13 protein-coding genes are annotated in these 13004 nt (G+C 68.0%); 10 read left to right on the forward strand and 3 right to left on the reverse strand.

Annotated features, from left to right (window positions below; genetic code table 11):
- The first annotated feature begins 79 nt into the window (after positions 1–79).
- From LAJ19_RS07135 to LAJ19_RS07145, 3 genes are all read left to right on the forward strand, one after another.
- Positions 80–670, forward strand: a complete 591-nt coding sequence (locus LAJ19_RS07135) for a hypothetical protein (protein WP_225475092.1) — start codon at positions 80–82, stop codon at positions 668–670.
- Positions 671–774: 104 nt separating this feature from the next.
- Positions 775–2952 (forward strand): sensor domain-containing diguanylate cyclase, encoded by a 2178-nt coding sequence (locus LAJ19_RS07140; RefSeq protein ID WP_225475093.1) that lies wholly within the window; start codon positions 775–777, stop codon positions 2950–2952.
- A gap of 171 nt (positions 2953–3123) precedes the next feature.
- The gene (locus tag LAJ19_RS07145) at positions 3124–3969 is read left to right on the forward strand and encodes a DUF4384 domain-containing protein (RefSeq protein WP_225475094.1); all 846 of its coding nucleotides are present in this window, start codon (positions 3124–3126) and stop codon (positions 3967–3969) included.
- Between the two features lie 93 nt (positions 3970–4062).
- On the opposite strand, the gene map is transcribed toward LAJ19_RS07145, so the two are convergent.
- Positions 4063–4824, reverse strand: coding sequence for a type I methionyl aminopeptidase (gene map, locus LAJ19_RS07150; RefSeq protein WP_225475095.1), 762 nt, complete (start codon positions 4822–4824; stop codon positions 4063–4065).
- A 116-nt stretch (positions 4825–4940) separates the two neighbouring features.
- On the opposite strand from map, the gene LAJ19_RS07155 reads away from it, so the two are divergent.
- From LAJ19_RS07155 to LAJ19_RS07165, 3 genes are all read left to right on the forward strand, one after another.
- A complete protein-coding gene (locus tag LAJ19_RS07155) occupies positions 4941–5801 on the forward strand; it encodes a M55 family metallopeptidase (RefSeq protein ID WP_225475096.1) in 861 nt (286 codons plus the stop codon).
- A 59-nt stretch (positions 5802–5860) separates the two neighbouring features.
- Complete coding sequence (locus LAJ19_RS07160; RefSeq protein ID WP_225475097.1) at positions 5861–6331, forward strand: hypothetical protein; 471 nt, start codon at positions 5861–5863, stop codon at positions 6329–6331.
- A gap of 160 nt (positions 6332–6491) precedes the next feature.
- Positions 6492–6935, forward strand: a complete 444-nt coding sequence (locus LAJ19_RS07165; protein WP_225475098.1) for a hypothetical protein — start codon at positions 6492–6494, stop codon at positions 6933–6935.
- 119 nt (positions 6936–7054) lie between these two features.
- Here LAJ19_RS07165 and LAJ19_RS07170 read toward each other — a convergent pair whose 3' ends face one another.
- Positions 7055–7273 (reverse strand): hypothetical protein, encoded by a 219-nt coding sequence (locus tag LAJ19_RS07170; protein WP_225475099.1) that lies wholly within the window; start codon positions 7271–7273, stop codon positions 7055–7057.
- 130 nt (positions 7274–7403) lie between these two features.
- Between LAJ19_RS07170 and pulA the strand changes: the two genes are divergently transcribed.
- From pulA to LAJ19_RS07185, 4 genes are all read left to right on the forward strand, one after another.
- On the forward strand, positions 7404–10745 hold the full coding sequence (gene pulA / locus LAJ19_RS07175) for a pullulanase-type alpha-1,6-glucosidase (protein WP_349774801.1): 3342 nt from the start codon (positions 7404–7406) through the stop codon (positions 10743–10745).
- Positions 10691–11116, forward strand: coding sequence for an alpha-1,6-glucosidase domain-containing protein (locus LAJ19_RS21905; protein WP_349774838.1), 426 nt, complete (start codon positions 10691–10693; stop codon positions 11114–11116). The genes pulA and LAJ19_RS21905 overlap by 55 nt, the downstream gene beginning before the upstream one ends.
- A gap of 83 nt (positions 11117–11199) precedes the next feature.
- The gene (locus LAJ19_RS07180) at positions 11200–11490 is read left to right on the forward strand and encodes a hypothetical protein (RefSeq protein ID WP_225475100.1); all 291 of its coding nucleotides are present in this window, start codon (positions 11200–11202) and stop codon (positions 11488–11490) included.
- Between the two features lie 74 nt (positions 11491–11564).
- Positions 11565–12515 (forward strand): nucleoside hydrolase, encoded by a 951-nt coding sequence (locus LAJ19_RS07185; protein ID WP_225475101.1) that lies wholly within the window; start codon positions 11565–11567, stop codon positions 12513–12515.
- A 15-nt stretch (positions 12516–12530) separates the two neighbouring features.
- On the opposite strand, the gene LAJ19_RS07190 is transcribed toward LAJ19_RS07185, so the two are convergent.
- Positions 12531–12950: a M67 family metallopeptidase gene (locus LAJ19_RS07190; RefSeq protein WP_225475102.1), complete on the reverse strand. Its 420-nt coding sequence runs from the start codon at positions 12948–12950 to the stop codon at positions 12531–12533.
- Positions 12951–13004: the final 54 nt, after the last annotated feature.

Below are 13004 nucleotides of genomic sequence, written 5' to 3' on the forward strand. Positions count from 1 at the left end.
ACAGAATGCATGACCGAGATTGTAAGGAACCGTCCGCCTTTCGTGGGACGCCCGCACGCGGCGCGCTGAACTAGGGTGCGTGGCGAGAACGCCTGAAGCTGTGGAGGTGGCCCCTGTGGACCTGGAAGCGATTGTTGTGCCTGCCCTGCTGTTCGGCAGCGTGTTCGGTTTTCCGCTCATGCGCCGGCAGATGATTCACCGTCACCAGATGGAACGCGAAACGCTGCTTCGTCAGCTGCCACCCCCCGCCCCGACGCCGCCTGCGGCCCTGCCAGCCGCTCTCCCCACGCTGGCCGCCATGGATGACGCCCCGGCACTGGCACTGCAGCTGCCCGAACCGCACCGCCTGTACGCGCTGGCGCTGCTGTGCCGCCTGCAGGACGCCCCGGCGCCGGCAGATTCGCGCTCGCGTGCGCTGCTCGCGCAGATCCGCGGGGAGTACCTGCGGGAGACGCTGCGCGCGTACCTGAATCTCACGCCAGGCGGCCGGGCGCAGCTGCGCCTTCAGGGCCAGGATCCGGAGGAACTGCTGCGCGCGCAGCTGCAGCGCCTGAATGACGGGGTGGCGGACGTCCTGCGGCACGATCACGGCGCTGCAGACCGGCTGCTCACGCAGGCGCATTTCCTCCGGGAGCGCTTTCAGGAAGTGCCGGAGCAGCCTCTGCGCTAAGGCAGGCGCTGGCCCGCTGCCTCTTCATGTTGCTGGCGGCCCCCCGGGTCAGGGCGCTGTGAGGCTGCGCGCCGTACGGTACCCCCGAAAGGATGTGCCGCCCCATGCCGACCCTCAGTCTGACCGCCCTGCTCTCTACGGCCTTCGCGGCGATCTTTCTGCTGTTCGGTCTGCTCGAAACGTACCTGAACACCCGGGCGGCCACGCAGCAGCTTCAGGCGAAAGTGGGCCAGTCGCTGGGGCAGTTCGCGTACGAGATGACCGACAAGCTCGACCGCGGGATGTTCGAACGCGCCCGGGACCTGGAGATCCTCAGCGCGCTGGGAGACGTTCAGAATGTCCGCGCTGGGGGCGACCAGACGCGGACGCTGCTGGACCGGCTGAAGAGCACCTTTCCCAGTTACGCCTGGATTGGCCTGGCCGACCCGCAGGGCAAGGTGCTCGTCAGTACCGGCGGGCTGCTCGAAGGGCAGAGTGTCGCCACCCGCCCGTGGTTTCAGGGGGCCCTCAAAGGCCCCTTCGCGGGCGACGTTCACGAGGCGAAACTCCTGGCGGGACTGCTGCCCCGCGAGGGCAGCGAACCGCTGCGGTTCGTGGACGTCGCCACGCCGGTCCATAACGCTCAGGGCCGCGTGACCGGCGTACTCGGCGCGCACCTCAGCTGGACCTGGGCGCAGGAAGTGCGCGAATCCCTGCTGCAGCCGGTGCAGGACCGCGAGCAGTTCGAGGTGTTCATCGTTGACCGTCAGGGCGTGGTCCTGCTGGGTCCGCCGGACCTGCAGGGTCAGGCCCTGCCCGCGGCGCTGCTGGAGCGCTTTCCGGTCAGCGGGTACGCCGTGGAACGCTGGCCGGACGGCCGGATGTACGTCACGGGCAGCAGCCGCAGCCGCGGGTACCGCACGTACACCGGCCTGGAATGGCGCGTGATAGTCCGGCAGGACACGCAGGTGGCCTTCGCAGGGGTCGGCGCCTTCCGCCGGACCTCCATTCTTCTGAACGTCAGCCTGAGCGTGCTGTTCGCGGCGCTGGGCCTCGTCCTGGCGCACTTTATCGCGCGGCCGCTGCGGCGGCTGAGGGCCGCGGCGCACGCCATTGAGGCCGGTGTGCTGAACGCCGAACTGCCGCCGGTGACCGCGTACGCCGAGGCCCGCACCCTCTCGCTCGCCCTGCAGCGTCTGCTGGAGCACCTGAAACGCAACGAGCGGGACCTGGAACGGCGGATTCTGGACCGCACGGACGCCCTGCACCGCCGCACGCAGGAGGCCGAGACGCTGTCGGCCCTGAGTGTTCTGTCCACGCAGCACCAGGACGCCGCGCAGCTCACCGCGGCGCTGGCGCCCCTGACGGCGCAGGCCTGCGCCCTGGATCTGGTCGCGTGGGCCACCGTGGACGGCGACACCGTGACGCTGCGCGTGCTCACCGAACAAAACGGCGCTCCGGCGTTCCCTGAGGCCGCCCGGTCGGAATCTGCCGAACGCAGCCTTCATTCCGTGGCCTCGGCGCTGGGTCAGCCGCTGTACGTCGAGGCGTACGCGCAACAGGTCCAGGCCCTGCCCGCTGCCGTTGCGTGGGGGGTACGGAGCGCCGCCTACATCCCGGTGTGCGGCCCGAACGGCGAGCGGACTGTGCTGTTCGCAGCCCGCTGCACCGACCGGCCGTGGACCGACGCGGACCGGCGGGTACTGGAGGCCGCGGCCCGCAGCGTGCAGATCAGCCAGGAGCGGCGCGCGTCCCTGCTGGAACTGGAGTTCGCGGCGCTGCACGACCGCCTGACGGGCCTGGGCAACCGCCGGGCCTTCGATCAGAATCTGGATCAGGCGGTCAGTGCCAGCAAACGCCACCAGGGCACGTTCGGCGTCATGGTCATTGACCTTGACGGGCTGAAGGGCGTGAATGACCACGAAGGGCACGAGCGCGGCGACGCGCTGCTGCGCGAGTTTGCCGGAGCGCTGCGCACCGCGTTCCGCAATGAGGACCGCATCTTCCGGCTGGGCGGCGACGAATATGCCGTGCTGCTCGACCGCGCCACGGTTTCAGGAGCGCGCACGGTACTCGAGCGCGTGCGGGCCGCCGTGCGCCTGACCCGTCAGGCTGGCTTTTCTCAGATGGACGCCAGCGCCGGCATCGCCTTCTTCCCGGAAGATGCCTGGGAGGCTCCGGCCCTGACGCGCCTGGCCGACGAACGGATGTACGAGGAGAAGCATGACCACCGGGCGTTGCGGCAGCACACGACCCTGACCACCCCAGGGGAGCCCACACCGACACCTGCCCTGGACTCCTGACCAGCACTTTCTTCATCTTCAGCCCCCGTCCATCAGAAGATGGCGGACGCAGATTTGCGTGTTCAGGGCGGAGAACACAGGGGCCGGGGTGCGTCCCCCGGCGTTCGGAACCATAGGGCACCATTAGGGAAAGTTCAGCTCCAGTCAGGTGAGGCGTGGCACCGTGGGCCCATGAAACACGTGCTCACCACCCTGACCCTGGCTGTTACCGCTGCTGTCGCCTCTGCCCAGACCGCTCCGCGCATCACGTCGCAGAGCATCATCGTGAACCCCGTGGTCTCGCCTCTGAAGGTCAGCGTGTGGACCGGAAAGGACACCACCGGCACGAAGACGCCAGCCTACGTCGCCGGGGACCGCATCACCCTGAATGTGAAGACCACCCAGGACGCGTACGTTTACCTGTTCAACGTGAACCACAAGGGCGAGATTGATCTGATCCTCCCCAACCGCTTCGCGACAGGCGCGAACTTCGTGAAGGCGAACACCACGAAGAGCTTCCCCAGCGCCGAGGACAAGTTCACGTTCGACATTGCCGGTCCGGCCGGGCTGAACAAGGTGCTCGCCCTGGCCAGCACGACCGAACTGGACCTGACGGACATCGCGCAGTTCAAAGCTGACCAGCAGACCGGTTTTGCGACCGTGACCGTCAAGGGCGGTCAGGCGGGGCTGGCCCAGGCGCTGTCCATTGTGGTGCAGCCGCTGAAGTCCCAGGAGTGGGTGACGGACGTCGCGCAGTACGAAATCTCCGCGAAGGTCGCCACGCCCCCGGTGCCGGTGATGACCACGACATCCACCTGGAAGGCGAGCTTCACCTCCGGCATGACGCTGGCGCGCGTGTATGACTTCTACGCGAACCAGCTGCGTGCCGAGGGGTACGTTCTGGAGGAGAAGGTGTCCAGCCAGCTTCAGGTGGTGGGGCGCTTCACCCTGACCGATAACGTGAAGGCCCGCCTGACCGTGAAACAGCGTGCCGCGGGACGCAACACCTTCGACGTGGTGCTCGTCCGCCAGGAGTAAGTTCCCCGGAACAGAACGACCCCAGGAACATCCTGGGGTCTTTTGTGCGTGTCAGGCGGTGAGGTCAGCCCCGGCGCGCCTCAGCTCTGGGGTTCAGACGGTCAGGACCTCATGCCCCCCGGAGGTGACGACGACAGTGTGCTCGAACTGGGCACTGGGGCTCTTGTCGGCCGTGATGACGGTCCAGCCGTCGGCCAGCAGGCGCGTTTCAGGGCGACCCAGGTTCACCATGGGCTCAATGGTGAACACCATGCCCGGCTGGAGTTTCAGCCCGGTGTACCGCGCCCCGTAGTGCAGCACGGTCGGTTCCTCGTGCAGGCGCCTGCCGATGCCGTGCCCGGTGTATTCCCGCACGACACCGTATCCGCGGCCTTCTGCCAGGGACTGGATAGCGTGCCCGAGGTCACCGAGGCGCGCGCCGGGCTTCACGAGTTCCAGCGCCCCATTCAGGGCGTCGCGGGTGGTGTCCACGAGCCCCTGCACTTCCGGGGTGACCTGCCCGACCGTGTACGTGTAGCAGGCGTCGCCGTAGTACCCGTCGAGAAGCACGCCGATATCCACGCCGATGATGTCACCGCTCTGCAGGATCCGCCCGTCGGGAATGCCGTGGCAGATCACTTCGTTCACGCTGGCGCAGATGGTGCCCGGGAACGGGTTGTTCTTCGGCCCGTACCCCAGGTAGGCGGGTGTGGCGCCGGCCCTGCGGATGTGCTCCTCGGCGATCCGGTCGAGGTCCTGCAGGGTCGCGCCGGGTTTCACGTGAGGGTCCAGCACGCGGAAGGTCTCGGCGACCAGCGCGCCCGCACGGCGCATGATCTCAATTTCACGGGCGGACTTCAGGGACACGCGGCTCATAGCGCATGAGGCTAACACGGGCCGCACATGTCCTGGTGGTCCGGGCGCACACTGGCCGTCAGCGCCCGGCCGGCCGCGGGTGGCGCGGCGGCCTGCGCTGCTCTACGCTGCCGGGCATGGGCGAACGCCGGGTTGTGATCAGCGTGGATATGGAAGGCGTGTGCGGGGTGTCGAGCTGGGTGCAGGTGAGCCCACCGGAGTTCGGCGGGCTCGTGAACGCCGGCGAGTACGAGCGGGCGCGTGAGCGCATGACACTGGAGGCCGCGGCGGCCGCCCAGGGGGCGCTGGACGCGGGAGCCACGGACGTGCTCGTAAACGACAGCCACGACACGATGCGCAACCTCATTCCAGAGCTGCTGCCGGACGGCGTGCGCTTTACGTCCGGGAATGACAAGCCGCTGAGCATGGTGCAGGGCGTGCAGGAGCCCGGTGTGGTGGGGCTCCTGTTCGTCGGGTACCACGCGCGCGCAGGCAGCATGCGCGGGCCACTGGCCCACACCTGGAACGGGTTCATCCGGGACGTGCGGGTCAACAGTGTCAGCACCGGCGAGTACGGCCTGAATGCCCTGGTGGCCGGGCACTACGGCGTCCCGGTCCTGTTTGCCAGTGGGGATGACGTGGCCCTGCAGGAAATCAGGGTGGAGCTCGGCGAGGCCGTGGTGACGGTCGCGGTGAAAGAAGGCCTGAGTGCCTTTGCCGCCGCGCACCTGCACCCGCGTGAAGCGCAGCGCCGCATCCGTGAGGGTGCGCGCCGCGCAGTGGAGGGCGCCTTCAGCGCGCAGCCGTACGCCACGCGCTGGCCGGCCCACGCGCACCTGAGTTTCAATCATCAGGCGCGGGCGGATGCGTGCGAGCGGGTGCCGGGCGTGACCCGGGTGGATGCCGTGACGGTCGGGTGGGAGAGCCCGGACGCCTACCACCTGTTCCAGACGTTCCGGATGCTGGCGAAGGTAGGCGAGGTCCGCCTTGACGGCTAGGGCGCGCAGGAGAGGAGGTCAGATGAACCTCTGCGCGACCCACCGTGGGCTGTGAAGCGATGAACGTTATTGTTGCTCCTGATGACCGCGCTGCCCTGTGGGCCGCTCTTCCGGCCCTGCCTGTCACCTGGGCCTGGGATGAGCTCCCTGAAGAGGGCGTCACGCTCCCCGGCAGTCTGAGTTTCGAAGCCCTCGAGGTTGCTGAAGACACCTTCTGCCTGTACATGACCCTTCTCAAGTCCAAGCCCTTCTACACGCAACTCGAGAACGGCGAGGGCGACTTCACCGATGAGGAGCGGGAGAACCCTGAGGTCGTCATCGCGCGCCACCACGACGAGGCAAGTGAACGGCTGCGGGCCATAGTGGCAGAAGCCACGCGCTTTCTTGGCGAGCCCGATGAGCAGCGGGGGGACGCAAGCTGGTTGCTAGAAGACCGGACGATCTCTGTCAGGGAAGTGCAGTGGGATAAGGAAACCCCGATTGAGGTCAGCGTGGTGCTGCTGCCCCGGGGGTTGCAAGAATTGCCTTAGGACGTCCGGCCTGGACCTGCGGCGCACAGCACATGATCGGTCACTCCCTGACTGGCCAGCGGCTTGCGGTTTGTCCTCCAGGACGGAGAGGCACTTTGCCTGCACACCTTGAGGTGCGTTCACGGGGTGTTCTCACGCCTGCCCCTGTTAGGCTCCGCGCATGCGTTCCGTTCTTCCCTTGATTGCTGTCCTTGGATTCAGCATGCCGGCGTCCGCGGCGGTCGCGTGGGCCGGTGCGAACGCCTCCACAGCCGGGTTCGGCGTGCACGCCGGCGCGGCCCTCCTTCCAGTGCCCTTCCTGGGGACGGTGGGACTGGAAGGCAGTGCGGAGCGGCCCTGGCGCACCACGGAAAGTTCTTTCAACCGCTTTGCTGCGGGGGTAACCGTACGTGACCTGAACCTTCCCCTGACGCGGGTGGATGCCTTCGCTACGGTCGGCGGACAGCTGCTTGTGCCCGCAGGCAGCGGCGTGAACCGCTTCGCTCTGTATGGTGAGGGAGGGCTGCGTGGACCGGTGTTCGGCCCGGCCGGCTGGCGCGCTTTTGTCAGGGCCACCACGGCGGGTCAGGTCGCGGCGGGCGTGGGACTCGAACTCCGCTTCTGACGGCTGAACAGTAAGCGCGTGCACTCACGTGTGAGTGCACGCGGGCAAGGACTGATCAAGGCAGTGAGGGGAGCCCACCGCGCCCAGCCGTTCCAGCGGTGCTCCGCCAGGCGCACTGTTCAGGGCAGGTTTGACCCGCTGCCGCTGGGGGTGCTGCCTGTGTTCCTCTCGTCGCTGGGGTCCTCGTGCTCGAAGGTGGTGGCCTGGGTGCCGGGGCCGTCCTGCACTACACCAGGGTTGTCCCGGCGGTCCGGGATATGGCGCAGGCTTTCAGCGTCGCTGTGATGCTCCTGCGGGAGGTCGTGGGTTTCATCGCTTCTGTGGGCGTTGCCGGTCATGCGTGCCAGCGTACCGGGGGAAGGTCCGGGCGGCGTGTGCTGGGCCTCAAGGCCTGTTCAGGCCGGCCCTGGAAAGCAGACCGATGGGAAACGGGCCGCACTTCATGGAAGCGCTACAATTTCAGGACCAATGAAAAGACTGGCGACCCTGCTGACGGTCGCGCTGTCTGCTTCGGCAGCAGCGCAAACATCCCTTCCTGCCAACACCGCCCGGGTGCACTATCAGCGCACGGACGGCGCTTACACCGGCTGGGGCCTGCACGTCTGGGAGGACACCACCGCCCAGGTTGAGTGGAGCAGACCGCTCGCCCAGTCCGGGCGGGATGATTTTGGAACGTACTGGGACATTCCCCTGAAACCCGGCGCGCAGAAGCTCGGTTTCGTGATTCATCAGGGCGACACGAAAGATCCCGCCGCTGACCTGTGGTTCGACCTGGGCCGTGGCCGGGAACTGTTCGTGAAATCTGGCAGCACGAACGCCGCGTATGCGAAGGGTGGGCCGTTTACTGTGGACGCCAGCAAGGCGCTTCTGGCGCAGGCTCCCGCGGCGGCCCCGGCCGCGCCGACTGCACCGGCCACGGCCGCCCCGGTCGCCACCGCCCAGCCGGTCCCGAAGAACGTACTTCGCGTGCGGTACGTGCGCCCTGACGCCAAGTACGACGGGTGGGGCCTGCACGTCTGGGAGGACACCACCGCGCAGGTCGAGTGGAGCAAACCGCTCGCCCCGACCGGCGTGGACGCCGGCGGCGCGTACTGGGACGTACCGCTGAAAGCGGGTGCGGCGAAAGTCGGGTTCATCGTCCACAAGGGTGATGAGAAGGACCCAGGGGCGGACTTCTTCGCGGACCTCAGCAAGGGCAACGAGGTCACGGTCACGAGCGGCAAGTCGGACTTCGCGTACGGTGCGCCCGCCGCGCTCAGCGACCCGCCCGTGCCGGCGAATGTGGCGCGCATCAACTACTACCGCCCGGACGGCGCTTACACCGGCTGGGGCCTGCACGCCTGGGAGGACACCACCGCGCAGGTCGAGTGGGACAAACCACTGACACCGACCGGCACCAACTCGTTCGGCGTGTACTGGGACGTTCCCCTGAAGACCGACTGGAAGAAACTGGGGTTCATCGTGCACAAAGGCGACACCAAGGACCCGGGGCCCGATATGGTCCTTACCAGCGACATGGGCAATCAGGCCTGGATCGTGAGCGGCGGCACCACGGTGAACACCACCCGGCCAGACACGAGCGTGCGCCAGGTGGGGGATCTGAAGCGGCAGCAGGCCGTGATGCTTTCTCGGGATCTGATCGCCGTGAAACCGGAGTTCGTGCAGCCTGGAGCGCTGCTGACCCTCCACGCCGCGCAGGGCGGCAACCTGAAACTCAGCGCCGCCGGGGTGGACGGCGGAGAGACCGTGACCCTGGAAGAGGTGGAAGGAGGCCTGACGCCGGCACTGAAGGCAAAGGTGCCGTACCTCGCGGGGTATGCGCTGCTGCGCGTGCGCGCCGAGGACCTCGCCCGCGTGCCCGACGCGCTGCGCGGTCAGGTGGCCGTGAGCAGCGTCATGCCGGACGGCACGGTGCTGGACGCCACGGGTGTGCAGACCGCCTGGGCGCTGGATGACCTGTTCACCTACGACGGGCCGCTGGGCGTGGCGTGGCAGGGGAACATCCCGACCGTGCGCCTGTGGGCACCCACCGCTCAGGACGTGAAGCTTCGCCTGAGCACCTCTGGCGCGCAGGCGGAGACGGTCGTGCCCATGACCCGGGACGCGAAGGGCGTGTGGACCGTCCGGGGGGCGCCCGGCTGGAAGGGCGCCACGTACCGTTTTGAGGTGAAGGTGTACGCGCCGGACAGTGGCCGGGTTGAAACGAACCTCGTCACGGACCCGTACTCGGTGGCCCTGACGCGGAGCAGCGCGCGGAGCGTCCTGGTGGACCTGAACGACGCGGGTCTGAAGCCCCAGGGGTGGGACGCCCTGAAGAAACCGGCCCTGCGCTCGGTGAGCGACCTGAGTTTCTACGAGCTGCACCTGCGGGACTTCAGCGCAGCGGACGCCACCGTACCGGCCGCCCAGCGCGGCACCTACCTGGCGTTCACCCTGCCCGGCAGTGACGGCGTGAAGCACCTCAAGGCGCTGGCCCAGGCCGGCCTGAAGGCCGTGCACCTGCTGCCCACCTTCGACATTGCCACCATCAACGAAACGAAAACGGAATGGAAGGCCACCGGGGACCTGTCAAAGTTCGCACCGAACAGCGACGAGCAGCAGAAGGCCGTCACGGCCGTGAAGGATCAGGACGCCTACAATTGGGGATACGATCCGTACCACTACATGGTCCCGGAAGGCAGTTACGCCGTGAACCCGGACCAGCGCACCCTGGAGTACCGCCGGATGGTGGCGGCCCTCAACGGCATGGGGCTGCGGGTGGTTCAGGACGTGGTGTTCAATCACACGGCTGCCAGCGGACAGGCGGAACGCAGCGTCCTGGACCGAATCGTGCCCGGGTACTACCACCGCCTGAACGCCAACGGCGCCGTGGAAAACAGCACCTGCTGCTCGAACACGGCGACCGAGCACACCATGATGCGCAAACTCATGGTGGACACCCTGGTGCTGATGGCCAGGGCGTACAAGGTCGACGGCTTCCGCTTCGACCTGATGGGCCATCACATGGTCGCGGACCTGCAGGCGGCCCGCAAGGCCCTCGACGCCCTGACCGTGCAGAAGGACGGCGTGGACGGCAGGAGCATCTACCTGTACGGCGAAGGCTGGGACTTCGGGGAGGTGCAGGGCAACAAGCGCGGCGTGAACGCCACGCAGGTCAACCTGTTCGGCCAGGGCATCGGCACATTCAACGACCGTCTGCGCGACGCTGTGCGCGGCGGCAGTCCATTCGGGGCCTTCAGGATCAGGGCTTCGGCACAGGCCTGTTCGTCCTGCCCAACGGGCAGCCGCAGAACGCTGACCGGGACCGCGCGCTGCGCCTGGCAGATCAGGTGCGGGTGGGACTCACCGGGAACCTGCGCGACTACCGCTTCACTGACGCGACGGGCAAGGCCGTGCGCGGCGCGGACATCAGTTACAACGGCGCGCCGACCGGATACGCCGCGAGCCCCCGCGAGGCGATCTCCTACGTCAGCGCGCACGACAACCAGACGCTGTTCGACGCGGTGCTGCTCAAAGCGCCCCTCGGCGCCACGGCCGCGCAGCGGACCCGCATGCAGAACCTTGGCAACAGCCTGGTGCTGCTGGGTCAGGGCCTGCCGTTCAGTTACGCCGGCGATGAGATCCTGCGGTCCAAGAGTTTCGACACGGACAGCTACAACAGCGGCGACTGGTTCAACACCCTGGACTTCACCGGCAAGAGCAACGGGTTCGGCCGGGGCCTGCCACCCGCCGAGAAGAACGCCGGCAACTGGGACCTGTACCGCGCGCTCCTCGGCAATCCGGCCCTCAAGGTCAGTCCAGCCGATGTGAGCCGGGCCTTCGACCATTACCGCGAGATGCTGCGCGTGCGCTACTCGAGCAGCCTGTTCCGCATGGAGACGGCCGCGCAGGTGCAGCAGGGCCTGACCTTCCTGAATGTCGGCCCGGCGCAGCAGCCCGGCGTGATCGCCATGAAACTCAGCGGCGCCGTGAGCGCCACGAACCCCTACCGGCAGGTGCTGGTGGTGTTCAACGCCACCGGTCAGAGCGTGACGCTGAACGACCCGGCCCTCACGGGCCTGAACCTCAGCCTGCACCCGGTGCTGGCGGGCAGCACCGACCCGGTCGTGAAGGGCAGCCGCGCCAGTGGCGGCAGCGTGACCGTTCCGGCCCTCACCACGGCCGTGTTCGTCAGTCAATAAACCGGTGCAGGCGGGCCGCCCAGGTGAGAAGGCGGCCCGCCTGCGGTATGTTCGGGCTCAGATCACCCGCAGGAGTTTCACCCATGCAAACCATTGAAAACCAGACGTTCACCAAAAAACGCATCGAGATCGACGGTACCCAGTTTCAGAACTGCACGTTCGTCGAGTGCCTCCTGGTGTACAAGGGCACGGACGGCACCGCCATGAACGACTGTCAGCTTGACAACACCGGCTTTGCCTTTGAAGGCAACGCCGCGAAAACCATCGAGTTGCTCGCCGCCATGTACCGGGGCGGTTTCCAGGAGCTGGTCGAGGCGACCATCGCCAGCATTCGCGGCGAGACGGACCAGGACCCCGGGCACGCGCAGGCCTGACCGGCCCGCACCGGCCCGACGGGACCCCTGGCGGGTCCCGTTCGCGTTGCGGTGCGGACGCTATGCTGCCGCGCATGACCCCCTCCCCCCTGCCAGTAATTCTTGACGGTGACCCGGGCCTGGACGACGCGGTGGCGTGGCTGATGGCGCTGGGCAGCCCGGAGGACCTGACGGTGCTGGGCGTCACGACTGTGCACGGCAACGTGGGCCTGGAGCTCACCACGCGCAATGCGGGCGTGACCCTGGCTCTGGCGGGACCGGCCGGCGAGGCCGTTCGGGTGTATCCGGGCGCGGACCGGCCCCTGGTCCGTGAGGCCCTGACGGCCGCGGCGGTGCATGGGGACTCGGGCCTGCCCGCGGAGAATCTGCCGGAACCTCGTTGTCCGGCCGAACCCGAGCACGCCGTTGATTTCATCATCCGGACGGTGCGCGAGCGGCCTGGGCAGGTGACGCTGGTCCCCACCGGCCCCCTCACGAACGTGGCGCTGGCCTTGCGTCTGGCGCCGGAGATAGCGCCGCTGATCCGGGAGATTGTGTGGATGGGCGGCAGTACCGCGCAGGGCAACCGGACCCCCGCCGCTGAATTCAATGCCCTGGCCGACCCGCACGCCGCTCAGGTGGTGTTCGGCAGCGGGGTGCCGCTGCGGATGGTGGGGCTGAACGTCACCCTGCAGTGCATTGCCAGTCCGGACCGGGTGCAGGCGCTGCGGGCGCTGGGAACGCGGGCGGGGGTGGTGTGCGCGGAGCTGCTCACCTTCTACGGCGGTGTGTACCGCCGCCGGTACGGTCTGAACGGGGGCGCCCTGCATGATCCTCTGGCGGTAGCGGCTGCGTTCCGTCCGGAGTTGCTGGAGTGGCAGGGCATGCACGTGGCCGCCGAGCTTCAGGAGGGGCTGAACCTGGGCCGGACGGTCTGCGATCTGTACGGCGTGACCGGTCAGCCGGCGAATGCGCTGGTGGCGGTAGGGGTCCGTGACCCCGAGTTCTTTGCGCTGCTGCTGGAGCGTCTCGCCCGCCTGCCCTGACGCCCTGTGGTGGGCTCAGGCAGGCCCGTCAGTGATATGCACGGGCACCTCGTGGGCGCCGGGTAGCAGGTAGGCGCGCAGGGCAGAACGGCTGAGGTCGGCGATCAGGTACGGCACCGGGTACGCCGCAAGGCGCAGATCGGTGGCGCTGGGGGTCTCCGGGCCGCGCGGGTGGCTGTGGTACAGACCCACGAGGTTCAGCCCTTCGGCGCGCATGGCTTTCAGGGCGCGCAGCAGCTGTCCGGGGTCCGCGAGGTACTCCCTGCGGGGGTCAGGGGCGATGTTGGCCAGCGGGTACAGGGTGCGCACCACCCATGCGGGGCCGCGCTGCACGCCGCCGAGCGCTCCCAGCTGTTCGCGTTCGGGGTCCTGCCGCACGTGGGTCCAGAGGGCCGCGTGCAGCGCGGCGGGCAGGTACAGGGGCACGGGGTGCATTATGCCCCTGGCACCGCCCTGGGGTGAGCAGGGTGAAATGCCGTGCTGGTGCGG

It is taken from the genome of Deinococcus taeanensis, from assembly GCF_020229735.1.
Classification (GTDB): domain Bacteria; phylum Deinococcota; class Deinococci; order Deinococcales; family Deinococcaceae; genus Deinococcus; species Deinococcus taeanensis.

Bases quoted from the DNA above. Each gene is read 5' to 3' on its own strand.
- LAJ19_RS07170 (WP_225475099.1), bottom strand. From the start codon at position 7,273: ATGACCGGCAACGCCCACAGAAGCGATGAAACCCACGACCTCCCGCAG.
- LAJ19_RS07185 (WP_225475101.1), top strand. From the start codon at position 11,565: ATGACCCCCTCCCCCCTGCCAGTAATTCTTGACGGTGACCCGGGCCTG.
- LAJ19_RS07165 (WP_225475098.1), top strand. From the start codon at position 6,492: ATGCGTTCCGTTCTTCCCTTGATTGCTGTCCTTGGATTCAGCATGCCG.
- pulA (WP_349774801.1), top strand. From the start codon at position 7,404: ATGAAAAGACTGGCGACCCTGCTGACGGTCGCGCTGTCTGCTTCGGCA.
- LAJ19_RS07145 (WP_225475094.1), top strand. From the start codon at position 3,124: ATGAAACACGTGCTCACCACCCTGACCCTGGCTGTTACCGCTGCTGTC.
- LAJ19_RS07180 (WP_225475100.1), top strand. From the start codon at position 11,200: ATGCAAACCATTGAAAACCAGACGTTCACCAAAAAACGCATCGAGATC.
- map (WP_225475095.1), bottom strand. From the start codon at position 4,824: ATGAGCCGCGTGTCCCTGAAGTCCGCCCGTGAAATTGAGATCATGCGC.
- LAJ19_RS07160 (WP_225475097.1), top strand. From the start codon at position 5,861: ATGAACGTTATTGTTGCTCCTGATGACCGCGCTGCCCTGTGGGCCGCT.
- LAJ19_RS07155 (WP_225475096.1), top strand. From the start codon at position 4,941: ATGGGCGAACGCCGGGTTGTGATCAGCGTGGATATGGAAGGCGTGTGC.
- LAJ19_RS07190 (WP_225475102.1), bottom strand. From the start codon at position 12,950: ATGCACCCCGTGCCCCTGTACCTGCCCGCCGCGCTGCACGCGGCCCTC.
- LAJ19_RS07140 (WP_225475093.1), top strand. From the start codon at position 775: ATGCCGACCCTCAGTCTGACCGCCCTGCTCTCTACGGCCTTCGCGGCG.